At 53.2% G+C, this 24,282-nt stretch carries 23 protein-coding genes; 15 read left to right on the forward strand and 8 right to left on the reverse strand.

The window, feature by feature from the left end; all coding sequences use genetic code 11:
- Positions 1 to 41 precede the first annotated feature (41 nt).
- A complete protein-coding gene (gene ftsY / locus SJI19_RS04715; protein ID WP_323477120.1) occupies positions 42 to 1,487 on the reverse strand; it encodes a signal recognition particle-docking protein FtsY in 1,446 nt (481 codons plus the stop codon).
- Between the two features lie 226 nt (positions 1,488 to 1,713).
- On the opposite strand from ftsY, the gene rsmD reads away from it, so the two are divergent.
- Together rsmD and SJI19_RS04725 are read left to right on the forward strand one after the other, a co-directional pair.
- Positions 1,714 to 2,319 (forward strand): 16S rRNA (guanine(966)-N(2))-methyltransferase, encoded by a 606-nt coding sequence (rsmD, locus tag SJI19_RS04720; protein ID WP_323477313.1) that lies wholly within the window; start codon positions 1,714 to 1,716, stop codon positions 2,317 to 2,319.
- Complete coding sequence (locus tag SJI19_RS04725) at positions 2,309 to 2,587, forward strand: DUF1145 family protein (RefSeq protein ID WP_323477314.1); 279 nt, start codon at positions 2,309 to 2,311, stop codon at positions 2,585 to 2,587. Before rsmD ends, SJI19_RS04725 begins: the two co-directional genes overlap by 11 nt.
- 12 nt (positions 2,588 to 2,599) lie before the next feature.
- Here SJI19_RS04725 and SJI19_RS04730 read toward each other — a convergent pair whose 3' ends face one another.
- Positions 2,600 to 2,923 carry a DUF1820 family protein gene (locus SJI19_RS04730; protein ID WP_323477121.1) on the reverse strand — a complete coding sequence of 108 codons (324 nt, stop codon included), beginning with the start codon at positions 2,921 to 2,923 and terminating at the stop codon, positions 2,600 to 2,602.
- A gap of 223 nt (positions 2,924 to 3,146) precedes the next feature.
- On the opposite strand from SJI19_RS04730, the gene SJI19_RS04735 reads away from it, so the two are divergent.
- A complete protein-coding gene (locus SJI19_RS04735; protein ID WP_323477122.1) occupies positions 3,147 to 3,773 on the forward strand; it encodes a lysoplasmalogenase in 627 nt (208 codons plus the stop codon).
- A gap of 2 nt (positions 3,774 to 3,775) precedes the next feature.
- Here the strand turns inward: SJI19_RS04735 and tusA are convergent, their stop codons facing one another.
- A complete protein-coding gene (gene tusA / locus SJI19_RS04740; protein WP_323477315.1) occupies positions 3,776 to 4,018 on the reverse strand; it encodes a sulfurtransferase TusA in 243 nt (80 codons plus the stop codon).
- Between the two features lie 223 nt (positions 4,019 to 4,241).
- Here tusA and SJI19_RS04745 point away from each other — a divergent pair, with 223 nt between their 5' ends.
- Together SJI19_RS04745 and SJI19_RS04750 are read left to right on the forward strand one after the other, a co-directional pair.
- Positions 4,242 to 4,907 carry a 7-cyano-7-deazaguanine/7-aminomethyl-7-deazaguanine transporter gene (locus SJI19_RS04745; protein ID WP_323477123.1) on the forward strand — a complete coding sequence of 222 codons (666 nt, stop codon included), beginning with the start codon at positions 4,242 to 4,244 and terminating at the stop codon, positions 4,905 to 4,907.
- 166 nt (positions 4,908 to 5,073) lie between these two features.
- Positions 5,074 to 5,631 (forward strand): DcrB family lipoprotein, encoded by a 558-nt coding sequence (locus SJI19_RS04750; RefSeq protein WP_323477124.1) that lies wholly within the window; start codon positions 5,074 to 5,076, stop codon positions 5,629 to 5,631.
- Between the two features lie 236 nt (positions 5,632 to 5,867).
- Here the strand turns inward: SJI19_RS04750 and SJI19_RS04755 are convergent, their stop codons facing one another.
- Positions 5,868 to 7,082 carry an MFS transporter gene (locus SJI19_RS04755; RefSeq protein ID WP_323477125.1) on the reverse strand — a complete coding sequence of 405 codons (1,215 nt, stop codon included), beginning with the start codon at positions 7,080 to 7,082 and terminating at the stop codon, positions 5,868 to 5,870.
- A gap of 409 nt (positions 7,083 to 7,491) precedes the next feature.
- Here SJI19_RS04755 and aegA point away from each other — a divergent pair, with 409 nt between their 5' ends.
- The 4 genes from aegA (at position 7,492) to SJI19_RS04775 (ending at position 12,339) form a co-directional block, all read left to right on the forward strand.
- The gene (gene aegA / locus SJI19_RS04760) at positions 7,492 to 9,504 is read left to right on the forward strand and encodes a formate-dependent uric acid utilization protein AegA (protein ID WP_323477126.1); all 2,013 of its coding nucleotides are present in this window, start codon (positions 7,492 to 7,494) and stop codon (positions 9,502 to 9,504) included.
- A gap of 18 nt (positions 9,505 to 9,522) precedes the next feature.
- On the forward strand, positions 9,523 to 10,050 hold the full coding sequence (locus tag SJI19_RS04765) for a 4Fe-4S dicluster domain-containing protein (protein ID WP_323477127.1): 528 nt from the start codon (positions 9,523 to 9,525) through the stop codon (positions 10,048 to 10,050).
- 71 nt (positions 10,051 to 10,121) lie between these two features.
- The gene (locus tag SJI19_RS04770) at positions 10,122 to 11,018 is read left to right on the forward strand and encodes a LysR family transcriptional regulator (protein ID WP_323477128.1); all 897 of its coding nucleotides are present in this window, start codon (positions 10,122 to 10,124) and stop codon (positions 11,016 to 11,018) included.
- A gap of 130 nt (positions 11,019 to 11,148) precedes the next feature.
- Positions 11,149 to 12,339: an MFS transporter gene (locus tag SJI19_RS04775; protein ID WP_323477129.1), complete on the forward strand. Its 1,191-nt coding sequence runs from the start codon at positions 11,149 to 11,151 to the stop codon at positions 12,337 to 12,339.
- An 82-nt stretch (positions 12,340 to 12,421) separates the two neighbouring features.
- Here the strand turns inward: SJI19_RS04775 and SJI19_RS04780 are convergent, their stop codons facing one another.
- Complete coding sequence (locus tag SJI19_RS04780) at positions 12,422 to 12,889, reverse strand: GyrI-like domain-containing protein (protein WP_323477130.1); 468 nt, start codon at positions 12,887 to 12,889, stop codon at positions 12,422 to 12,424.
- 433 nt (positions 12,890 to 13,322) lie between these two features.
- On the opposite strand from SJI19_RS04780, the gene SJI19_RS04785 reads away from it, so the two are divergent.
- Complete coding sequence (locus tag SJI19_RS04785) at positions 13,323 to 14,567, forward strand: ATP-binding protein (protein WP_323477131.1); 1,245 nt, start codon at positions 13,323 to 13,325, stop codon at positions 14,565 to 14,567.
- A 49-nt stretch (positions 14,568 to 14,616) separates the two neighbouring features.
- On the opposite strand, the gene SJI19_RS04790 is transcribed toward SJI19_RS04785, so the two are convergent.
- Positions 14,617 to 15,219, reverse strand: coding sequence for an FMN-binding negative transcriptional regulator (locus SJI19_RS04790; RefSeq protein ID WP_323477132.1), 603 nt, complete (start codon positions 15,217 to 15,219; stop codon positions 14,617 to 14,619).
- A 328-nt stretch (positions 15,220 to 15,547) separates the two neighbouring features.
- Between SJI19_RS04790 and SJI19_RS04795 the strand changes: the two genes are divergently transcribed.
- The 4 genes from SJI19_RS04795 to SJI19_RS04810 are packed head-to-tail and all read left to right on the forward strand — an operon-like array spanning position 15,548 to position 19,988.
- Entirely contained in the window at positions 15,548 to 16,672 is a 1,125-nt protein-coding gene (locus tag SJI19_RS04795; RefSeq protein WP_323477133.1) for an FIST N-terminal domain-containing protein, read from the forward strand.
- A complete protein-coding gene (locus tag SJI19_RS04800) occupies positions 16,665 to 17,765 on the forward strand; it encodes a sensor histidine kinase (protein WP_323477134.1) in 1,101 nt (366 codons plus the stop codon). Before SJI19_RS04795 ends, SJI19_RS04800 begins: the two co-directional genes overlap by 8 nt.
- Positions 17,756 to 18,853 carry an HDOD domain-containing protein gene (locus tag SJI19_RS04805; protein WP_323477135.1) on the forward strand — a complete coding sequence of 366 codons (1,098 nt, stop codon included), beginning with the start codon at positions 17,756 to 17,758 and terminating at the stop codon, positions 18,851 to 18,853. Before SJI19_RS04800 ends, SJI19_RS04805 begins: the two co-directional genes overlap by 10 nt.
- A complete protein-coding gene (locus tag SJI19_RS04810) occupies positions 18,846 to 19,988 on the forward strand; it encodes a response regulator (RefSeq protein WP_323477136.1) in 1,143 nt (380 codons plus the stop codon). Before SJI19_RS04805 ends, SJI19_RS04810 begins: the two co-directional genes overlap by 8 nt.
- Positions 19,989 to 20,153: 165 nt before the next feature.
- Here SJI19_RS04810 and SJI19_RS04815 read toward each other — a convergent pair whose 3' ends face one another.
- A complete protein-coding gene (locus tag SJI19_RS04815) occupies positions 20,154 to 21,356 on the reverse strand; it encodes an NAD(P)/FAD-dependent oxidoreductase (RefSeq protein ID WP_323477137.1) in 1,203 nt (400 codons plus the stop codon).
- Positions 21,357 to 21,645: 289 nt separating this feature from the next.
- Here SJI19_RS04815 and pitA point away from each other — a divergent pair, with 289 nt between their 5' ends.
- Positions 21,646 to 23,151 carry an inorganic phosphate transporter PitA gene (gene pitA, locus SJI19_RS04820; RefSeq protein ID WP_323477138.1) on the forward strand — a complete coding sequence of 502 codons (1,506 nt, stop codon included), beginning with the start codon at positions 21,646 to 21,648 and terminating at the stop codon, positions 23,149 to 23,151.
- A gap of 115 nt (positions 23,152 to 23,266) precedes the next feature.
- Here pitA and uspB read toward each other — a convergent pair whose 3' ends face one another.
- Positions 23,267 to 23,602 (reverse strand): universal stress protein UspB, encoded by a 336-nt coding sequence (uspB, locus tag SJI19_RS04825; protein WP_323477139.1) that lies wholly within the window; start codon positions 23,600 to 23,602, stop codon positions 23,267 to 23,269.
- Positions 23,603 to 24,282: the final 680 nt, after the last annotated feature.

Genomic DNA, 24,282 nt, shown 5'->3' on the forward strand with positions numbered 1-24,282 from the left:
TAATCCTCTCGGGCAACCTACTTATCTTTTGGGGCAACGCATTACTCTTCTTGCGAGAACAACGCTTCGATAAAATCAACGGCATTAAACGGCCGCAAATCTTCAATACCTTCCCCTACACCGATATAACGAATCGGAATGGCAAAACGATCGGCTAAGGAGAAGATCACTCCCCCCTTAGCGGTGCCATCCAGTTTAGTCAGGGTTATCCCGGTCAGAGGTACCGTTTCGTTAAATAATTTTGCCTGGCTGATGGCGTTCTGCCCGGTACTGGCATCAAGCGTCAGCATAACCTCATGAGGGGCATCCACGTCCAGTTTTTTCATGACGCGGACAATCTTCTTGAGTTCGTCCATCAAATGGCTCTTGTTCTGCAAACGCCCCGCCGTATCAGCAATCAACACATCAATGCCGCGGGCCTTCGCCGCCTGGATAGCATCAAAAATGACTGAGGCGGAGTCGGCGCCGGTGTGCTGCGCCACCACCGGAACGTGATTGCGCTGCCCCCAGACCTGTAATTGCTCCACCGCCGCAGCGCGGAAGGTATCGCCGGCTGCCAGCATGACGGTTTTACCTTGCGCTTGATACTGACGCGCCAGTTTACCGATGGTCGTCGTTTTGCCGACACCGTTAACCCCGACCATCAGAATGACGAATGGCGTTTTGCCACCGACGTCCAGCGGACGATCGACTTTGGCAAGAATAGCGGCCATCTCTTCTTTGAGTTTGCCATAAAGCGCATCCGCGTCTTTCAGTTGCCGGCGATCGGCGTGTTCAATCAGGGTAGCGATAATCTTGCGGGTGGTTTCCACGCCCACATCGGCAATCAACAATTGCTCTTCCAACTGCTCGAACAAATCATCGTTGATCTTCTTGCCCGTAAACAATCCGATAAATCCGGAACCCAGATTTTGTCTGGTTTTAACCAGCCCTCGCTTCAAACGGGTAAAAAAGCCTTCCCGTGTCGGACGTTTGCGCTCAGTTTCCGCGTCATCTGTGGGCTCAATGACCTCGGAACCCCCCAACGAGGAGTGCAATACTCGATCCGATCCGTCAGCGTCGAGCGTTGCCCCAGTGTTGTCATCAGCAAGGCCCTGCACCGCCTGATCACGGATGACCAGGGAAGTGTCCTCCTCGGCAGCAGGCTGAGCGTCGTCAGGTTCAACTGCCGGCACAGCGGCGTCAGGTGTAGCGTTGGCGCTCACCACTTCGCCGGATTCGGCTGACGACGTGTCCAACGAAGAGTACCCGGCGTTTTGCCGTGTCGCGACCTGTTCGCTGATGTCCACAATATCCAAGGCGGTTTCCCTGGCAGCATCGGCGGAGATAGTGTGGTCTATGGCAGGTGCGTCCGGTTGCCCGGCGATAGCATCAACACCAGTACCCGTTTCGGCGTCCTGATGGTCCTCTGGTTTCCGTTCTTGGGCATCGTCGCGCTGCTTAATGCCCAACCACGATAGGAAACCGCGTTTTTTCTCTTTTGCCATATGCGACTGCACTCCTCGCCGAATAATCATGGCGGATGAATAACGTGACTGATAAACCTGATAGTTTACCACTTTCTCTGGATCTCAACACGCATGGCGTTGGGTTTTCCCTGATACATTCAAACAACTGATAATTAACATTCCCCCCGAGCCAGCGGGCCGGTAGAATAGGACATTCTCGCTCCTACGTGGTTTTTTTACTGATTTGGCAAATAATAAGACATCCATAGCGAAAAAAATCCCTTCGCGCCCGGCTGGACAAATCCGGCTGATCGGCGGCCAATGGCGCGGGCGTAAGTTGCCGGTGCCCGATAGCCCAGGCCTGCGGCCGACCACCGATCGGGTACGGGAAACCTTGTTTAACTGGCTGGCGCCGATGATTCAAGGCGCACGCTGCCTAGACTGTTTTGCCGGTAGCGGTGCGTTGGGTCTCGAGGCCCTTTCACGCTATGCCGCCACCACCATGTTGCTCGAGCAGGATCGGGCGGTGGCAGTTCAATTGGAAAAAAATCTGCGCCTGCTCTGTGCCGATCGTGGGCAGGTCATTCATACCGATAGTCTGCGCTGGTTGGCAACCCAGGGAACGCCCTATGATTTGATTTTTTTGGATCCGCCATTTCATCAAGGATTTATTGAGCGAACAGTGCTATTACTCGAAGAGCATGGTTGGCTGGCGCCGGAGGCTTGGATCTATATTGAAACAGAAATAGACGGCCCTACAGTGTCCATACCGCCACACTGGCGACTGCACCGGGAGAAGGTTGCCGGCCAGGTTGCCTACCGGCTGTTTATCCGCCAAGATAGTCAACGGGAGCATGATGATGGGAATTAATTTTGGCCGTTTTTTGATGTTACTGATCTGGGTTTTTTTGCTGTTCAACCTGATTCACCCCTTCCAAAGGCCGTTAAATTTCTTTTTCGACTTCGCGCTATTTTTTATGGTGGCAATGCATGGGCTGCAGCTGATATTGTTAAAAGCAACCCTGACGCGGGATGAACCAAAACTTAGCCGGGTATTTCAGGCGAAGATGTTTTTATTCGGCGTGTTTGAAATGCTGGCATGGCAAAAAAAGCAGCGTTCGCAAAACCGGGTCGGTTAAGCGGTCGCGCTGTCAGGTTGGCTTCTTGCCAGGAGAATAAGGGAAAGCGGTAACATTATCGCCAAGATCGGATATGCGTGCGCTGCCCTTTTCCGTGACCACATCGATGCGGATCACCGCCTGCAACGGAATATAACTGCGGCTAACGCCGTCAAATTCCGTTCTTAGTTTTTCTTCTGACGGGTCCACTAATACGGCACTTTGGCTGTAAAAAACAAAGTCGCCGATCTCAATGAAACCGAACATGGTGCTCTGATTCAGCTCACGCACGTAAAGCTGATAGTTTTTGCCATTATTGATAAATTGAATGCGATATAATGGCTGTTCGCTGCTCATAACCCGGCTATCCCCCACAATTCTGGGCAAATGTGTTTTGCTTGGATAAAATCTGGCGCTAACATACCATGAAGTAAGCTGGCCGCACATCTCCCTGACTAAATCTTGGTTAAACGCGGGGCAATCCCCTAAAAAGAGGTTCATCACCCGCCGCAATCCGTCCCTATTGTCTCCATCGTTTGTTCAGGGAAGGCCATCTCACCGCACAATTAAGGATAAAAAAATGCTTTGGTCATTTATCGCAGTGGTTTTTTCCGGTTGGCTATTTGTCGATGCCACCTATCGCGGGCCGGTGTGGCAGCGCTGGTTATTTAAACCGGTCACCTTATTGCTGTTGTTGGCCTTGGCTGCTCAGACCCCCGTGTTAACCCCAGCGGGATACCTGATAATCCTGGGTCTGGTGGCGACCATGGTCGGCGATGCATTACTGCTGCTGCGCGACGAGCGGATCATTTATGTGATCGGCGCTTATTTTCTGTCCTATCTGCTCTATACCATAGGCTTCGCCAGTCAAATGACATTCAGCGTATTCTGGCCTTTGCCGATCCTGCTGCTGATAATCGGCGCGGCACTGATCGCTGTACTATGGCAACATCTGGCGGAACTGCGTTGGCCGGTATGCACTTATATTGGCATGACATTATTAATGGTCTGGATTGCCGGGGAGCACTATTTTGCCCGCAGCAGCGATCATAGTCTGTCCCTGCTGGCGGGCACGGGATTTTTGCTGATCTCCACCGTCTTGTGGTTGGTCAGCCGTTTCCGCTATCCCTTTAACGCGGCCAGAGCAATCATCGCAGCCAGCTATTTTGCCGGACATTTTTTAATCGTTCGGTCATTATACTTCTGAGATTATCCTTTGCGTACCAGGTAACGATAGGGCAATTGCTCCGTGACCTGGGCCACCAATGTGTGCTGCATATAGCGGCAGAAACCGGGAATGTCGCGCGTAGTGGCGGGATCGTCGGCGATAATCAACAAAGTTTGACCTGTTTCCATTTGACGCACGGTCTTACGCACCATCATCACCGGCTCGGGGCAACGCAGCCCCTGGGCATCAAGAGTGAGATCGGCAGCAGCGAAGGGATCTGACATAAGCATTTTCAGCTTCCGGTGGTTTATATACAGCCAATAGATTTAGCGTTATGAGTCTACGCCAGTGATATTTATCAGCAAGCTTCGCTGATAATGATGGTAAACTCAACTCTTGCAATCTTCGGCCGCTCGCGTATTATGCCGCCGCGTCATTATCCGCGTTGGTTGTTACCGATCGGTAGTTCTGGGTTCCCTCACCCCATTCGTTAAAAAAGGCCACAGAATGTTTACATTTACCCCCCGTCAGCGGCTGCATGCGCTGATCTGGCTAGCGTTATTTCATCTCATTATCATCACGTCGAGCAATTATTTAGTACAATTGCCGGTCAGCATCTTTGGATTCCATACCACTTGGGGTGCGTTTACTTTCCCCTTTATTTTCCTTGCTACCGATTTGACGGTGCGGATTTTTGGCGCGCCCCTGGCTCGCAAGATTATTCTGGCGGTCATGGTGCCGGCGCTACTGGTATCCTACGGCGTATCCTGCCTGTTTTACCAAGGTACGTGGCAGGGTTTCGCCACGCTCAGCCAGTTTAATGTGTTTGTCGCGCGCATTGCCTGCGCCAGCTTTATGGCCTACGCGCTGGGGCAAATCCTTGATGTGCATGTCTTCAACCGGTTACGGCGCGGTTTTCGTTGGTGGGTAGCGCCCACGGCATCAACGCTGTTTGGTAATATCAGCGATACGCTGGCGTTCTTTTTTATCGCTTTTTATCACAGTACCGATCCCTTTATGGCCACCCATTGGGTAGAGATTGCCTTGGTGGACTATAGCTTCAAGCTACTTATTAGTATGGTATTTTTCCTACCGATGTACGGTGTTCTGCTGAACATGCTCCTTAAGAATCTGGGGAAACCGAGCCACAACGCATTTTTCCAACCCGGTTGAGGTAGGTTTTGCGTTATCCTTAGCACATAGGCATCACATAAAGAGCCTAAAAAAAACGTAACTGCGTTCAGGTGATACTATTTTTCTTATATCAAATCGTGTTTGATTAACACGCCTTGACGCGCTTCGGCAGATCGGCTGAACATATGGAGTATTAAGGAAATTTATGCAGAAAGTAGCGAAGTACCTGGGCATTAGCCTGTTGATTATCGGGTTGGCGGCCTGTGACAATAAAAATGACGCTGCCACCCCGGTTGACAATGGAGCAGCGCAGACCCAGTCGGAAAATAAAGTCTCTCTGCTGGATGGAAAACTGGTTTTTACCTTGCCGAGTGATATGAGCGACCAAAGCGGTAAAGTCGGTACCCAAGCCAATAATATGCATGTCTACGCCGACAATAGCGGGCATAAGGCAATTATCGTTATCCTCGGCGACAGTACCACCGTAGGATTGGATGTCCTGGCCCAGCGGCTTGAAGAGCAGCAGCGCGCTCGTGACCCGGATTTGCAGGTCGTGACCAACAAGGCCGTCATCGTTAATGGCCAGACTCTGCAGCAGTTTGACAGTATTGTTTCCAGCGGCGGTAAACCCGCCTACTCCTCGGTCATTTTCGCTAAGATGGCTGACCATCTGCTTACGATGCAAATCACCTTGCCCGCCGACAACCAGCAAAAAGCGCAAAGTGCCGCCGAAGCCATATTGAATACCATCGTCATCAAATAGCCACTTTCGCGTGGCAGGAAGGCGGCAAGCACATGAACCCGATGAGCTTACATAAGTAAGTGATTCGGGTGAAAGCGTGTAGCCAACGCACCTGCCGCGGGAAAGATGACGGGTGCTACCCTATAGATTTCGCGTGGCAGGAAGGCGGCAAGCGCATGAACCCGATGAGCTTACATAAGTAAGTGATTCGGGTGAAAGCGTGTAGCCAACGCACCTGCCGCGGGAAAGATGACGGGTCAGCTCACTTGACCTGACGCCCGGTTACGCAACACCCGCCGCCGAAGCATTAACGTCATGATCAAACCCGCCAGTACCAGCACTGCCGCCACCAGGTAGATGGAGGATACGCCGGCATGGGCCATTAATACCCCTGCCAGCGGGCCAACCACGCCTAACGATAGATCCATAAAGGCGGTAAAGGTCGCGAGGGCACTACCCTGGTTTTGCGGCGGTACCGCTTTCATTGCCACCACACCCAGGGCGGGAAAGACCAGGGAAAATCCGGCACCGGTCAACAATGCGCCTATCTGCGCCATCCAGGGTGTCACGGCTTGCCAGACCAGGAGTAAACCGGCGATCTCAACGATAAAACACAGCATAGATACCCGTAACCCACCGTGGCGATTAATGCTGTTGGGAAAGAGCAAGCGGGCGCCGACAAACGCCAGACTAAATAGCGTCAAGGCAAAGGCCGCACCACTCCAGCCTTTATCTTCATAAAATAGCGTGATGAACGTGGCGATGACACCGAAGCCGCAGGAGGCAAACGCCAATACCAACCCATAACGCCAAATAAGTCCCACTACTGCGCTAAAGGGGATTTTTTTACCCCCGGCGGTCTTAACCGGTTGGCGAGGGATGGCGGCCATAATGGCCAACACACATACCGCAATGATTACCCCTGACAATAGTCCTAATCCACCGAGGAAAAATAACCACACGCCCAGAGGTGCCCCTACCGCCAGCGCACCGTAGCTCGCAACACCATTCCAGGAAATGACCTTGCCGATATGTAATGACCCCACGGCACCTACTCCCCAGAGCGTTGCACCGGTCCCGACAAAACTCTGACCGACGCCCAGGATCACCCGACCGGTGCATAACATGCCCATCGCGAGTAGCGGTATCGTGTCGCCAAGCAGTGATAAAAAATAGCAAATGCCACTCAGCAGGCAACCAAATAGCCCTAGCACCACAATACGTTTTGCCCCAACCCGATCTGCATAACGTCCGGCCCAGGGTCGGCTAAGCAGGGTGGCCAGATATTGTAAGCTGATTACCAGACCGGCCCAAAACGCGCTATAGCCCATGTGGTTATGGACATAACCTGGTAAAACCGCCAACGGCAAGCCGATAGTCAGGTAGTTAACAAAATTGAACACCACGATAGACAAGATATTCAGATTGAGACGCCATCCACTGGCGGTCGGCTGAGGTGAAGGACCAGACATGGATATCATTCTCACTGCGAGGGGCGTCGTAATCAGGAACCGCCCTGTGAACAAATGTTACTGACTATAACGAAATCTTTGGTAGGGATCATGGTACAGATGACCAAATCTACAGGCGTATGCCCAAAATCGCATTTTTTGCCTGGGTCTACCTCAGACCACAAAATGATTTCGCAATTGGGCATTTACCCCAAGCTAGACGGTTATTTTTCACAGCCTGCACAAGCACTCCACGCCGAGTTCATATAACTGAGAACAAAATTCCGGGTGGATAAAAAAAGGATTGCATTGCAGAAAGAGTAACCATTATAACTATAGGGCTTTTAGGCAGTACACCGAATGACCACAAACCAAGCAACAGCTCCCTACATTGATGCGCCGTTGGGCATGCCCCGGCAGGAAAAGAGTGATGAATCGTTTTATCGTTGCACAATCCGAGGCCTGTATTGGCTGCCGTAGTTGTGAAGTGGCTTGCGTGGTCGCCCACCATGGCGGCCTGTTTCCCAGTAAACGTGAGGACTTCACACCCAGGCTTCGCGTCATCAAAGGCGTAAAAGCCAGCATCGCGATATCCTGCCACCATTGTGAAGATGCCCCTTGCGCCAGTGCCTGTCCTAATGACGCCATTATCCGGAGCCACGATTCCATTCAGGTGTTGCAGGAGCGATGCATCGGTTGTAAAGGATGCGTGATCGCCTGCCCGTTTGGCATGATGACGGTGGTGACCGAAACCGTGCAGCCTGCGAGCCAGCGGTTGGCGGAAGCTTATGAAAGAACCGAAGCGCAGAAATGTGATTTATGCGTCGATCAGGACTACCAGCCAGCCTGTGTTAGCGCTTGCCCGACACAGGCGCTGCAGTTGGTCGACGAACAGCAAATTGCCGCGGAGCAACAGCAAAAACGTTTTGCTGCCGCGCTAAAAGATCCGGCCAGCTATCTGATTGCCGGTGCCCGCCCCCTCGGCGAGTTACCCATGCCGAACGCCCGTAGCACTCAACCGCGGATCAATTTGCTGGATCTACCGCGGACGCCCCGGTTAGAGGCGGTTAAAATTCCGCTGGAACTACGCAAAACCGGCTTTGCCGAAATCTACCAGCCGTTTAGCGAAACGCAGATTATCGAACAGTCCGAACGCTGCCTGAGCTGCGGTGAAAAGACGATTTGCCAATGGACCTGTCCACTGCATAACGCAATTCCACAGTGGATCACACTGGCTAATCAGGGGCGGATCGTTGAAGCGGCTGAACTCAGCCACCAAACCAGCAGCCTGCCGGAAGTCTGCGGCCGCGTCTGTCCTCAAGACCGGCTATGCGAGCAGTCATGCACGCTCAACGAGCGCCATGGTGCGGTGACTATCGGTCATATTGAGCGTTATATTACCGAAACAGCGTTTGCCATGGGATGGCGGCCAGATATGTCTCAGGTTGTTCCTACCGGCAAACGGGTGGCTGTCATCGGTGCCGGACCGGCCGGGCTTGGCTGTGCCGATATTTTGGTGCGCAACGGAATAACGCCGGTGGTGTTCGACCGTTATCCTGAAATTGGCGGACTGCTCACCTTTGGCATTCCGGCCTTTAAACTGGACAAAAGCGTCATGACCCGGCGGCGGGAGATCTTTAGTGCCATGGGCGTGGAATTTCGGCTCAATACCGAGATTGGACGTGATATCACTATGGAACAATTGCTCAGCGAGTTCGATGCCCTGTTTTTAGGGGTTGGCACTTACCAATCGATGCGTTCAGGACTAGAGAATGAGCAGGCGGAAGGGGTACTTGATGCCCTGCCCTTCCTGATCGCCAATACGCGTCATCTGATGGGTTATCCAGATTCCGACGAACATACTTATGTCAGTATGCAGGACAAAACCGTGCTGGTGCTGGGCGGCGGCGACACTGCCATGGACTGCGTGCGGACCTCGCTGCGCCACGGTGCCACGCGGGTGATCTGCGCCTACCGTCGCGATGAGAAAACCATGCCCGGCTCCAAACGTGAGGTGAAAAACGCTCGCGAAGAAGGAGCAGAGTTTATGTTCAATCAACTGCCGCAACGCATCGAGACGTCGCCTGAAGGCCACGTCATCGGGGTGACCATGGTCAGTACCGCCATGGGTGAACCTGACGAAAATGGGCGTCGTCAGGCGGTGGCCATACCCGGTTCAGAGCATATGATAACCGCCGACGCGGTGATCATGGCCTTTGGTTTCCGTCCACATCGCATGACCTGGCTGGCCGATCACAATGTGGTACTGGATAAACAGGGGCGGGTCGTGGCGCCGACGGTATCGGGCTATCCTTACCAGACCAGCAATGCCAAGATATTTGCCGGCGGAGATATTGTCCGTGGTGCCGATCTGATTGTGACTGCCATTGCCGAGGGCCGCAAAGCGGCGGAAAGCATCAGCTGTTATCTGAATGTGTTATAACGCCGGCGGGGAGCGAAAATGAATCAGTTTATCGTCGTCGACAGTACGCAATGCATCGGTTGTCGCACCTGCGAGATTGCCTGTGCAACAGCACATAGCCCGGAGAGGACAGTCTCGCCGGCGACATTTAGCCCCAGGCTTAAGGTGGTAAAAACCGCCATGATCACCATGCCGGTATTGTGCCGGCAGTGTGAAAATGCACCTTGTGCCAATGCCTGTCCGGCGGGAGCGATTGTTTATCAACAAAACAGTGTCCAGGTGCGGCAGTCCTTATGCATTGGTTGCAAAGCCTGCACCTTGGCATGCCCGTTTGGCATGATAAGCGTTAGCATCATCGGCACGGCCGTCGCGGATACGCGTCCTGCAGCCCATTATGCCACGGCACTAAAATGTGACATGTGCAGCGGGCGCAGCCAAGGCCCGGCCTGTGTGGAAATGTGCCCTACCGGGGCACTAAACGTCATGCGACCGGAGATGCTTGAGCATAACCAGCAGCAAAAGCAACGGCGTGTGGCAAGCGGGATAATATCGGGCCTGAACATCTAATAATTGTTTTTGCCGCGATCTGCATTGGCTGGTTACACTGTGGACCAGACGTTATTCCCCGGAGGCATATTGTGGATCGACTCGCCGCAATGGAAACATTTGTCTATGTTCTGGAAACCGGCTCGTTTTCCGCCGCTGCGCGACGGCTCAATATTGGTCAGCCGGCTGTTTCCAAAACGATTGCGCAGCTTGAGGAGCGTCTGGGTGTCAGGCTGTTGATTCGCTCAACGCGCGGGCTTACCCCCACCGAAGCAGGAGAAACGTTTTATCAACGCGCCAAACGAGCCATCGAAGATATCAACGAGGCAGAGGTGGCCGCGCGCGGCTCGGGCAGCGGATTAACCGGGCGATTACGTCTGTGTGCGCCGGTGACCTTCGCCCGAATGCATATCCTGCCACAGTTGGGGCCGTTTCTGGACGCACACCCCAAGCTGATCATCGATGTGGTTCTTGACGACCGCCATATCGATTTGGTGGCCGAGGGGATCGACGTGGCACTGCGCTTGGGTGCGTTAAATGATTCCAGCCTGGTGGCACGTAAGCTGTGCACACGGCGCCTGGTTATCGTGGGCACACCGGCTTATTTTGCCCGTTATGGCGAACCACAAACCCCGGAGGATCTGCTAAACCATCAGGCGGTGGTATATACCCAAAGCCGGGGCGGCGGTGCCCGATGGGTGTTTAACCGCGCACAAGAGCAGCGGGTGATCAATGCACAAGGCCGGATACAGGTCTCCGCCGCTGAAGGCATCCGCACCGTTGTGCTCTCCGGGCTGGGGCTGGCCATGGCCTCGCAGTGGATGTTCGAGCCCGAGGTGGCCAGTGGCGACGTCGTGACGGTGCTTAACCAATGGCAAATGCCGACCATGGATCTTTGGGCCATTTTCCCCACCGGCCACCTGGCCAGCGCTAAAGCCCGTGCTTTTGTCGACTATTTTGCCCAGATTTTCGGCACAGCTTCGGCTTAAACCACCAATTATTCCTCGAAGGAATAAAAGCTATAGTTACACGCGGCCTTCCGGCCGAGGCACCCTCGCCTTATGCTTAGCCCTATCGGCCGTCCGTCGTGGTGACGGCACCTCATCAAGCGGGAAAAAAATGTCAAGTATAGCCAGCATACCTCAACGCCAAACCGGCATTATTAGTCCATCGCTGATCTTTTCCATGGCGGCGGCCTGCGGCATCGCCGTGTCGAATATTTATTACAATCAACCCATGATGGTGGTGATATCGGCCAGCTTTCCCAGCCAGTTTGGTCCGGCGCTGGTCCCGACAGTGACGCAGTTAGGCTATGCTGCCGGATTGTTGCTGCTGGTTCCTTTGGGTGATCTGTTTGAACGCCGTACGCTTATCGTGGCGCAGTTTATGATGCTAGCGCTCGCGTCGCTGCTGGCGGCGGTAGCGCCTACCGGCTGGGCGCTATTGGCAGCGTCGTTGTTATTGGGTATCGGCGCCACGGCAGCACAACAGATCGTGCCGGTGGCAGCCTCCCTGGCCAGTCCTGCCCGGCGTGGTGCGGTGGTGGGCAGCGTCATGAGCGGGCTGCTGAGCGGAATTTTACTCAGCAGAACCTTGGCCGGTCTGGTGGCTGCCTATGCTGGCTGGCGCGCCATGTTTTTACTAGGCGTGCCGCTAGCGTTGCTGGGTGCCATTATAATGGCACGAATGCTGCCTAAGGCCACAGCGCCACAACAGATCACCTTGCGTTATCCAGCGCTGATGGCATCGATGGTACATTTGTGGCGTGAAGAACCTCAGCTACGGCAGGCGACACTAACCCAGGCAGCGCTGTTCGCCTCATTCAGTGCTTTTTGGACCATATTGGCTCTTTATTTGGATCACTCGGTTTATCACTTAGGTTCCAGCATTGCCGGGTTATTCGGCATCGTCGGCGCGGTGGGCGTGTTCGCTGCTCCCGCCGCCGGTAGGCTGGCCGACCGCATCGGCGGCAGGCCCGTGATTATTCTGGGTGTCTCGCTGACCCTGGCTGCCTGGCTGTTGTTTATCGGTTGGACGTCGCTAGTAGGTCTGACGCTGGGAGTGGTATTGCTCGACCTTGGTGTGCAAAGCGCGCTTATTGCCAACCAGCATGTAATTTATGGTTTACGTGAAGAGGCCAAGGGCCGGGTAAATACGCTGTTTATGGGCGGCATGTTCCTTGGTGGCACTCTGGGATCGATGGGGGCAATGATGGCCTGGCAAAAAAGTGGCTGGCTTGGCGTAGGTTATTTTGCTATCGGACTGACCATCCTGGCAGGGATCAGCATGGTGGTAAAACCACGCCGCTAATGCCCGCGGTAATGCATCAACGGTCGGCCCTCCCCCTGGAACAACTTATACCACGGGGGAGCGACCCACCGGGCGAGGTGGATCAATCGTTTTTCGCAATCGACTGATAAATCTCAATCTCATAGGTTCCGGAACGACCATCATCTAAATAGCGTTCAAAGCACGCCCCTTTCACCGGGTGATATTCACTACCTGCCAACGCCGTATAAAAATCTTCCCACGCTTGAGAGAAATTGTCCTTGGTCACCTTGGTGTGATAGACAGCAAATAATCCCCCCGGAATCGTTTGTTTAACCATCGTCACCGCACTATCTTCAGGCAGTACCGCCTCCGCGGGGAAGCCCACCGCTACGTCAGCCCGCAACGCTTGAGGCGCCACTTGGGAGGGATCGTCCCAATATAGCGCCACCCAATCCTTGGCGTCGATAGCATGACGCTCAACCCAACGGGAAAGCGCGTCGAAACCCAACGGAATAGACTCGGCATAAGGGCCGGTAACCCGTATTCCCGTGATAGGCAGAGAGGCTTTACTAACAAATTTTATACTCATGTGATCCCCTTATTAACATATTGTTATTAAAAGAATAATAAACTTTTTTATCGCCTAAACAAAGATAGATAAAACTAATAACTGTTTATTTATACAGACAAATAAAACAAAAAACAATCTGTTAAACAATCGACTTCCGGCTGAACCTGTCAAGGCCAACACTGAACCTGATTCCCCATACGTCCTCGCAATGACAGCCCGCGACGTCGATCAATTTAAGCAACAAGGTTACGCTAGCATAACCAGCAATTGGACGGAGAGTTAACCAGCAATTGGACGGAAAGTTAACCAGCAATTAGACGGAAAGTTAACCAGCAATTGGACGGAGAGTTAACCAGCAATTAGACGCTACTATAACCAGCAATTAGCCGCTATAATAACCCGTAAATAACCGGAGAAACCACCTTACTCAGGTGAAGAACGCGGACTTGCCATGACCGACTTATCGATACATCCACGCTTATTGACGCCCCAGATTCTCGAAGCATTACAAGATACGCCCGCCGTTTGCCTGCTGGGGCCACGCCAGGTAGGTAAGACCACACTTGCGAAGAGGATTGATCCTGCCAGAGGCTATATTAGCCTTGATGATTCAACGCTGCTCAATGCAGCAAGGCTAGATCCAACCGGTTTTATCCAGGGGCTACCCGAGCGAGTGATCCTGGATGAGGTACAACGGGTACCGGAACTCATGCCCGCGCTTAAAGGTGCCATCGACGCCAATCGCCAACCAGGTCGATTCATTCTTACCGGGTCGGCCAATCTCCTGCTGTTACCAGGCGTGCAGGAATCGCTAGCCGGCCGTATGGAAGTGATTTATCTGCAACCACTATCGGAGCAAGAAAAACAGCACACCAATAAATCATTGCTACAAAGGCTTATCGACGGCGAAATAACGGCAAAAATCCAAGGTCAACAAAGGCAGATCCAGAACGTGGCAGAAGCCGTGATTAGCGGCGGTTATCCTGAGCCTAACACCCGTACGCCGGATCGAGCCCGTCAATGGTATAGACAGTACCTCAATGCCATTATCCAACGTGACGTTAAAGATATTGCCAACATCCGCGATGGCAATGAATTACGCCGTCTTATCGAGCTGTTCTCCCTTCGGACCGGTAATTTACTTAATCTAAGCGGCTTGGCAAAAGACCTGGGGGTGCAACGGGAGACCGTGGATAAATACCTGACTATACTTGAGCAGTTATTTTTGGTGCGGCGCCTACCGGCTTGGCATAAAAACCACGCCAAACGGTTAGTGAAAGCAGCAAAGATCCATATGATAGATTCTGGTTTAGCCTGCGCGCTGCGTAACCTGAAAACAGGAGATTGGCATAATCAAAGCGACGCATTTGGTGGGATGCTGGAAAGCTTCGTAGTACAGCAATTGATTTGCCAGTCGGGATGGGTTGATAACGAACTGCGGTTTTCCCATTATCGCGACAAAGATCAAATAGAAGTTGATTTAGTGATTGAGCAAGGTCGCTATGTTTGGGGGGTTGAAGTTAAAAAAGCGGCCAGCATTCAGGCCAAAGACGGAGCAGGACTGGCCCATCTAGCGCAACAGGCCGGCAGTGATTGGCAGGGTGGCATCATGCTTTATACCGGCAATAATATACTGCCGCTAAAACATGTCCCAAATGGATTGGCGGTGCCAATGGACATGCTATGGCGCGATTAAGTGCCATCCATTATTCACTCTTTCAGCCCCCCATACAGTATTGGATAAATCACCGAGCTGCGGGATCCGTTATTAGCACCGAGGGGCGGTAGGTGGCCAACCAGTCCTGAGCAAAACGGGCATAACATCGATTTTCTTCTGATCCTTTAGCCAGTTGTTCGAATACATTGCCTTGGTCTGCCGCAGAGCGGTGCTGCCCTAGCTTAAGTTTCCCATTCATTTCTCTCAAGTCGATCTTTACGCCAGTAATAGCAGACATCAGTTTTTGTCTGAATTCATCGGGAAGAGTTTGCTTATCCTGAATAAGTTCTGGCTGATACACCCCCAGCATTTTATCCAGCGACAAGCTCAGTTGTTGGGAAGACATCAGCGTAGCGATCCCTTTGAGGTTCACCGAAGCATAGTTCCACGTCGGTACTGCTGGTTTGGTGAGGTAATAATGTGTTGGAATAAACGCATGAGGGCCTAAGACATTCAGCAGGCACATTTCGCCCTTTAGTGAAGTCAATTGTGGATGACCTGATGCCAGATGAATCTCTACAATATTCTCTTGTGCAAAAATAAAGGGAACGTGGCTGATTTGAAGATCCGCAGTGATCAGCGAGCCAAAAGAATAACTGCTGAGAAAATGTCTGCATTCCTCAGCAGTCATGGTGATATCCTTAGGGTTAACCATATGAAACCTTTATATTTTTAATTATCGAGAATGTGTATAATTCATTATATAGCAGGTTTTCGTCCCTATTAACACCGCCCTGTGCCGGGATAATAAGTGCTGTCAATACGCATTCGGTGAAATACAACATAACTATTGGCGTTAGCAGGTTTACGGGGTACATCGACAAAATAAAAGTCTACATATTTGCTATTTGCGACACAAGCACCTAATCTCTTCGCATCAGAATAACGTACAAAATTTTCAATCGAACAAACGCAGGATCGCAGACGAAAGCTTCTACTTAACATCAGGAGAACTTGTCGTGAATATCCAACCCAAATATGCCAGTAGCGAATCACCGAATCCGGTCCAGGCTGTCGCCGAGTTTGCTAGCCAGATTGGCCATGAAGGCATTGATACCGTCATTTTTTTCTGCTCTCCAGACTACGATCTGGATGTTTTGGGTCGGGAGTTGAAGAACGCGTTCTCCTGCCCTTGCATAGGTTGCACCTCCTCTGGGCAAATTGGCACCGAAGGTTTCCAGCACTCTGGACTATTGGGTCTTGGATTGGGCGAAAACTTCCGCACCCGCGCCTTCATGATTCACCCTTTACTCAACCACACCGCAGTAGTGGCCGACATTGCCGAAGCCATTCGTCACGACAGTGAGGTCAGACCGAACCTGCAACGCTTCGGTCTGCTGCTGGTAGACGGCCTTTCTATGGCCGAAGAACGCCTGGTCGCGAACCTTTACCAGCAGATTGGTAATGTTCCCATCATCGGTGGTTCCGCTGGCGATGACCTGCGTTTCGAAAAGACCTATGTTTATGATGGAAATGGGCAGTTTATTTCCGACGCCGCGATATTCGCCGTCGTTGAGACCCATTCGCCCATCACCACTTTTAAGGTCCAGCATTTCGAGGCCGGCGGGGTGGAGTTGGTCATCACCGAGGCCGATCCAGAGAAGCGACTCATCTTGGAGATAAACGGCGAACCTGCCGCTCAGGTTTACGCACAAGCCTTGGGCCTCACGGTGGACGAATTGACGCCGACCGTATTCTCCCGCAACCCGCTGGTGCTCTCCTTCGGCGATGAGCCCTACGTCCGTTCCATCCTGAAATGGAACGAAGACTTCTCCCTCACGTGCTATTGCGCCATCGAGGAAGGATTGATCGTCGCCATCGGCAAAGCAAAGGATCCCGTGCGAACCTTAGAGCAGGCCTTTGCCAAGGTTCATGAGACCATTCCTGAGCCTGCGGTAATCATCGGCTGCGATTGCATCCTGCGCCGTATCCAGTTCGAACAGGAAGGGCTTGAGCAGCAGATCGGCGGCATAATGAAACACAACCGGGTAGTGGGTTTTTCCACCTACGGCGAGCAATACAACGGATTGCACGTGAATCAAACGTTCACGGGCGTCGCCATTGGAGGACCACGCATTGCCTGAAGAAACCTTGCTCGAAACATCTGCCGCCGAATACGAGCGCAAGCTCGCCGCCCGGGATAAGACCATTGAGGTACTCAAGCGACGCATCGCACAAGAGGCGAGGCCGGGCAACGCTACGCCTTTTGCTATCCTGGAGCAAAATATGGGCCTGGAGAAGGTGGTTGCCCGCAAGACACTAGAGTTGCAAAACGAACGGCATGAGTTAGAAAAAGCGCTGGCCGAGTTACGTTTAACCCAAGCTCAGTTGCTTCAGGCTCAGAAGATGGAGTCCATCGGTCAACTCGCCGCCGGCATTGCCCACGAGATCAACACGCCAACCCAGTACGTCTGCGATAATGTGGGTTTCGTTAAGACCGCCACCGTTGCTCTAATAACCCTGTTGGACGCCGCCCTGGCACTGGCCGAGGTCGCGCGGGGGAAAATGGCCGCAGAGCCCGTCGTGGCCGAATTCGACGCGGTCATTAAACGCACTAAAGTGGAATTCCTACGCCATCAGATCCCAAGCGCCTTAGACGAATCACTGGAGGGCCTTGGCCATATTGCCAAGATCGTCGGCGCCATGAAGGAATTCTCCCACCCCGCCCAAAGCGAGAAAGAATGGGTGGATGTACGCGAAGTTATCAACACGACGGTGACCGTGGCCCGCAACGAATGGAAATACGTGGCAGAACTTGAGACCCACTTTGAGGACAACTTGCCGCAACTGCCGTGTCTGCGCGACATACTCGGCCAAGTCATTCTCAACCTGGTCGTGAACGCCGCCCACGCCATCGCAGACACCATCAAGGAAGGCGTCAAGGAGAAAGGCCGCATTATCGTATCCGCAGCGCAAAACGGCGCGTATATGGAAATCCGGGTCGAAGACGACGGAGGTGGCATTCCAGTGGGGATCCGCGACCGTATCTTCGAACCTTTCTTCACGACCAAAGCCGTAGGCAAAGGTACGGGCCAAGGTCTCGCTATTGTCTATTCGACCGTGGTGGACAAACATGATGGGCAGATCCGTTGCGAGTCGCAAGAAGGCGTGGGCACGACGTTCATCATGCAACTGCCCCTCCACTGCGATAAAGAAGAGGAACCTGCATGCAAGTGATGTTCGTCGATGACGAAAGTCGGGTGCTCTCCGGTATTGAGCGGGCTCTCATGATGCAAGACAACGAATGGGAATGCCGCTTCGCCACAAGTGGTCAGGAAGCCCTTGCGATGCTGGAGGACGAACCGGCCGACGTGGTGATATCCGACATGCGCATGCCCTTCATGGATGGCGCTGAATTGCTGACGCAGGTACGCAACCGTTGGCCTAGCACCATAAGGATCATCCTGTCCGGCTACTCTGAGCCCAGCGCCACCTTGCGTATGGTGGACGTGGCTCACCGGTTTGTCGCCAAACCCTGCGACAGCTCGGTGCTGCTGACGATGGTAGCAAACGCTCTGGCCCTGCGCGACATGTTCCAAGACCCCATCGTGGTCGAGGCCGTGGGCCGCATCAGCCGACTCCCTGCCGCGCCCAAAGTGTTCACCGAAGTATGCCGCCTCCTTGCCGATCCCAGCAACGATACCCGACATATCGCCGAGCTTCTAGGCAGTGACCCAGCCCTGAGTGCCAAGATTATGCAACTGGCAAATTCGGCTTATTTCACCCGGGGTAGTCACGTTCATGACGTCGTAAACGCCATCACCCGGTTGGGTCTGGATCAGGTGAAACTGCTCGTGCTGGCTTCTCAGGTGTTTGCGGACGCAAAGACAGACCCCTATGTAGACCGGTTGCAACGCAATGCCCTGCTCGCATCTACCCTGGCCGCCCGCATTTCCGGCCACCAGGGACTGGAACCGACTGCGGCCCTACTCGCCAACATTGCTCGGCTTATTCCCGAACTGAGGGATTCCGACACCGAGACAACCACAACGCGCGGCAATACCCCCTTACACGCCGCAGTCGGCGCGTACTTACTCGCCTTGTGGGGTTTGCCCATGGACATTGTGGAAGCCGTGGCACATCACGTGCAGCCCTCCTGTTGCGCGGATAAAACCTTCGGCGTGATCGGTGCCGTGCATGTCGCGGTCGCTCTCGCCAACAACGGTGTCCTCGACATGGACTATCTCGAACACACTGGCGTGCTGAACCAACTGCCCCTGTGGCAGCAGATGCTCGCCCACACGCAGGAAACTCTTGATGACTGAAACCGCCTTACCCCGGGTACTGTGCGTAGACGATGAACCTAATGTGCTTGCTGCGATGGAGCGAAACCTCTTTGACGAATTTGACGTAGTGGTGGCGCTCAGTGGTGAAGCCGGCTTGGAGGCGGTTTCCCGGGGCGAGCATTTTGCCGTGATCATGTCCGACATGCGCATGCCAGGTATGGACGGTGCCACTTTCCTATCCAAAGTGCGGGAAGTCTCACCCGACAGCGTGCGTGTCCTCCTCACTGGGCAGGCCGATCTGGAATCCTCCATCGCGGCCATCAACAAGGGGGCTATCTTCCGCTACCTTTGCAAACCTTGTCCCAAGCAGGAACTGGTTTCGGCGCTTAACGACGCAGTCAGTCAACACCGTCTCATTTGCGCGGAAAAGGAATTGCTGGCAACGACCCTCACCGCATCGGTCAAAACGTTGACTGAAGTGCTCGCCATGGTTGCGCCATGGGCTTTTCAGCGGTCGGCTTTCGCTCAGTCCGGTGTGCTCCACGCGCTACCCAAGCTGGGGTGGCCTGATGAATGGATATATACCATCGCCGCGTCATTGAGCCAGATTGGCTGCGTTGGCGTCCCCGCCGACATCATCCAGGCCGACGTGGCCCAGCGAAAACTCTCGCAGGACGAGAAGAAACTCATTCAGGAACACCCGGATGTCGCCGGCCGATTGGTGGAACGCATCCCCCGCCTTGGTCTGGTGGCCGAAATCATCCGCCACCAGGCCAAGGCGGCCTCGCCCGGCGCACCCATAGAGGTCATCCGCGGCGCTCATCTCTTGCGCGCCACCCTCGAACTAGAGCGCCACGCGGCCCGGGGACGGAGTCTGGAACGTCCGTGGGAAATCCTGCGCGCGGTGCAGCCGGCAATCCCTGAGGACATCATCAAAGCCTTGGCTGATTTTCGCGCTAACGTGGCTGGCGTGCGCACGGCACACTTTAGCGAATTGATGCCTGGCTGGGTGGTAGATGAAGATATCCTCACCACCAACGGTTTGATGGTGCTCTCCAAGGGCCATGAACTCACCGATACTGCAATCTCCGCGCTTCAACGCCTGCTCGCCGCCAATGCCGTCAAGGAGCCGATTCAGGTGCGTGGACTTCCGGACACTGCAGCGTCTTCATGACGCCATGGCGGGTGCGGACATGAGAATGGGCCAAACCTGCATCCTGATGATAGGCAAATCATATTACGACACGATTCTACCTAACGAGTCTCCCGCTTTATGGGGGGATTATCCTGAACCTGCTAATAACCCAAATGTAGTCTAGGAAAATCTTACTGGCACGCGTTATTGCCGCTGCACAGCACCCAACGCCTGCGCGCAGGCCCAGGCCGAACTCCAGGCCCATTGGAAGTTATAACCGCCCAGCCAACCGATCACATCCACCACTTCGCCAATAAAATAGAGTCCTGGCACGCGCTGGCATTCCATGGTCTTGGAGGATAATAGGCGGGTATCCACACCGCCCTGAGTCACTTCGGCAGTGCGGTAGCCCTCGGTGCCGTTCGGCTGAATCCGCCATTGCTGTAGGGCCATCACCCAATCGGTTTGCTGGCGTCGTGTCAGTTGCTTAAGGGTCGGCTCCGGAATTGATAACAGGGTAAACCACATTTCAACAAACCGGCGTGGTAAGAGTTTTGCCAGCGTATTTTTAAGGCTTTGATTGGGGTGATCGCACAGCTCCTGTGCCAGGAAAACGGCGAGATCGATATCCGGCAACAGGTTGATGGTTAAATGTTCGCCACTTTGCCAGAAGCTGGAAATTTGCAAGACAGCCGGCCCGGACAAGCCGCGATGGGTAAACAATATATTTTCCCGGAACATGGTGCCGTTTTCCGCGCTGACCAGTGCTGGCACGCCAATACCGGACAGCGCGCTGACCTGCTCAAGCAAGGGTTTATGTAACGTCACCGGCACCAGGGCCGCACGGGTGGGGATCACCGGGACACCAAATTGCCCGGCAATTTTATAACCAAAGGGCGTGGCGCCAAGACCCGGCATCGACAGCCCACCGGTGGCAATCACCAGGGCCGCCGTTTTAATCGTTCCCCCAGGCAGCGTCAACATAAACTCGTCGCCTTGCCGTACAACGGCGTCAACCTCACTGCGCACGCGCAGCGTGACCTGCCCCAGTTGACACTCCTTAAGCAGCATGTCCACGACCTGTTGCGCGGAGTCGTCACAAAACAGCTGGCCCAGGGTCTTTTCATGGTAGGCAATGCCATGGCGCTGCATCAATGCGATAAAATCCCATTGGGTATAGCGCGATAACGCGGATTTACAGAAATGCGGATTTTGCGAGAGAAAAGCCGCAGGCTCGACATGGAGATTGGTGAAATTGCAGCGGCCACCACCGGACATGAGAATTTTGCGCCCCGGTTTTTTACCATTATCCAGCAGCAAAACCCTCAGCCCTAGTTGCCCGGCCTGCGCGGCGCAAAACATGCCAGCGGCACCGGCGCCGATCACCACCACATCGTACTGTTCCAAGCTGCCTCTCTCTCTTTAACCGAAAATTTAGCCGAGCAAAAACAACGGGCCGGCCGGTAAACGTATGCCCGGTGGCAGCTGATTGTAATGGGCAAGGATGCGTTAAGCCAACGTAACCGAATGATAAAAACCGTAAAAATAGATATCCTTATGATTTAAAGCATAAAAAATGCTGGTCAAGGAGGTAGTTCCTATAAAAAAGTCATAAAAATGTCATATTTCCCTTTTCCCCCGGGCCTATTGTCGCAGATAATGCGCCCCGTTCATGTCCAATCAATGGCGTAACCCTATGCTACATCTATTTACCGGCCTGGAGTTCCATACCGGTCTTATGTTGGTGCTCGCATTAATATTTGTGTTGGTTTATGAGGCTATTAATGGCTTTCATGATACGGCCAATGCGGTAGCAACCGTAATTTATACCCGCGCCCTGCGTTCCCAACTGGCAGTAGGCATGTCGGGCATCTTCAATTTTCTTGGTGTGCTACTCGGCGGCCTAAGTGTGGCTTATGCCATTGTTCATCTGCTGCCGGTTAACTTACTGCTGAACGTCAATTCCACCCATGGACTGGCGATGATGTTTTCTATGCTGTTGGCGGCCATTATTTGGAACCTGGGTACCTGGTACTTTGGTTTACCTGCCTCCAGCTCTCACACCCTGATCGGCGCTATCATCGGTATCGGCCTGACCAATGCAATGGTGACCGACACATCCGTGTTGGATGCGCTCAATATACCGAAACTGATTGAAGTATTTCTTTCATTGATCATTTCTCCGGTGGTGGGCCTGGTCGTCGCGGGTGGCCTGGTGTTCCTGCTGCGGCGTTATTGGAGCGATACCCCCAAACGGCAACGCATCCATCTGACCCCGGCGGAACGGGAAAAAAAAGACGGTAAGCGCAAACCTCCGTTTTGGACGCGAACCGCGCTGATTTTATCCGCGGCCGGGGTAAGTTTTGCCCACGGCGCCAATGATGGACAAAAAGGTATCGGCCTGATTATGCTGGTGCTTATTGGCGTGGCACCGGCGGGATTCGTGGTCAATATGAGCTCAACGGGTTACGATATCGCCCGTACGCGGGATGCCATCAGTAACCTGCAGCAATATTATCTGCAACATCAGATGGCACTACCAGAGGTGGTGGAAATCGAGCCACCGATAATACCTGCGCCCAATACCAACCCCGACTCGACCGGCTCCACTGAATTCTATTGCGACAGTTCACGCGCGATGATAGCCATTAATCAGGCCATGAAGCTGCTTGATAATCTGCAAAGCTTTGACGCGCTCTCACCCTTTGAACGCTCCCACGTGCGGCGTTTGCTGATGTGTATCGCCGATACAGCGGACCAGGTGGCTAAACTGCCGGAAACCTCTCATGAGGCTCAACGGTTCATGAATAATTTGCGCAAGGATCTGCTGGCAACCGTTGAATATGCGCCGTTGTGGATCATCGTTGCAGTCGCCGTTGCGTTATCATTAGGCACCATGATAGGTTGGCGTCGGGTCGCCACCACCATTGGTGAGAAGATCGGCAAAAAAGGCATGACCTATGCGCAGGGATTATCCGCGCAGGTGACCGCCGCCGTTTCGATTAGCGCTGCCAGTTATACCGGCATGCCAGTATCCACCACCCACGTACTGTCCTCTGCAGTGGCGGGCACCATGCTGGTGGACGGCGGCGGGGTACAGGGCAAAACGGTGCAGAATATCCTACTGGCGTGGGTGCTTACCCTACCGGTAGCGATCGTATTATCAGGTAGCCTGTACTGGGTGGCGCTAAAACTGATTTAACGCCCCCGGTAGCCATTTTACACAGGCGACCCGTTGGTCGCCTTTTTTATACCCTAAATAGTCCACTGGGCAGAAAACCCACACATCTGCAACGCAACGTATCGCAGGTATAGGCTTAATGCCAGATAACCAACGCCACCAAACTCACGACGATCAAACCACATAACGCGCTGGTTAACATAAACTGCCCGCGCACCCGTTCACAACGGCGAATAAATTCCGGATCATGATGATCAAGGTAACGTTGGGCGTAGATATAACGCACCAATCGCAATTGTTTGCTGGGTTGTCCGTGGGAGGTAAAAAAACCGCTGCCATCAACATATTGATAAAGTAACGGATCGCACCCACGCAGCACAATGAGCAAAGCCCTTAATGAGGAGTAATAGCGCGCCATATTGATGGCGCAGACGACACATAAAGCCCATAACAACGCGACAGTGTTAATCATAAACCCCCCCCGGCGACGCAAGTCATCACTGAAACAAAATATCATTTTTTTCAGCGAATGATGCGTCCTGACGGCTAACCCCCAAGGCTGATTAAGCCCACCCCAAAAAATGCATGTTACCGAGAACGGAGCGACGTTATAAAACATATTTGCTAACAATAATAAGTGTAGGAAATATTTGTCAAAATAAAGCAATTGCAGCGACACAAATGATAGATTTATAGCAAAATTTTTTGATTGTGCCAAAACCTTACCGCTGCCTCTCTTCAGTATACTCCCACGAGAGATATTGGCAGATCCCCTATTTTTAAGAAGCTATACTAAAAGTCGCGCCCAGAATAATTAATAATTTTTACTCTACTCCAGCAGTTGATGCTGATATTGTCTCAATTTCTCGGTACGTTAGCATGATAATGCCATGATCGACCGGCATCGTACACCCGATGAGCTTTCGCGTTGCAGGCAGGCGGCAAGCAAATGAACCCCGATGAGCTTACTCTCGTAAGTGATTCGGGTGAAAGAGTGCAGCCAACGCACCTGCAGCGCGAAAGATGACGGACATACCCTATAGCTTTCGCGTTGCAGGCAGGCGGCAAGCAAATGAACCCCGATGAGCTTACTCTCGTAAGTGATTCGGGTGAAAGAGTGCAGCCAACGCACCTGCAGCGCGAAAGATGACG

Origin of the sequence: Acerihabitans sp. TG2 (assembly GCF_035013185.1) — a bacterium.
Taxonomy (GTDB): Bacteria; Pseudomonadota; Gammaproteobacteria; order Enterobacterales; family Enterobacteriaceae; genus Acerihabitans.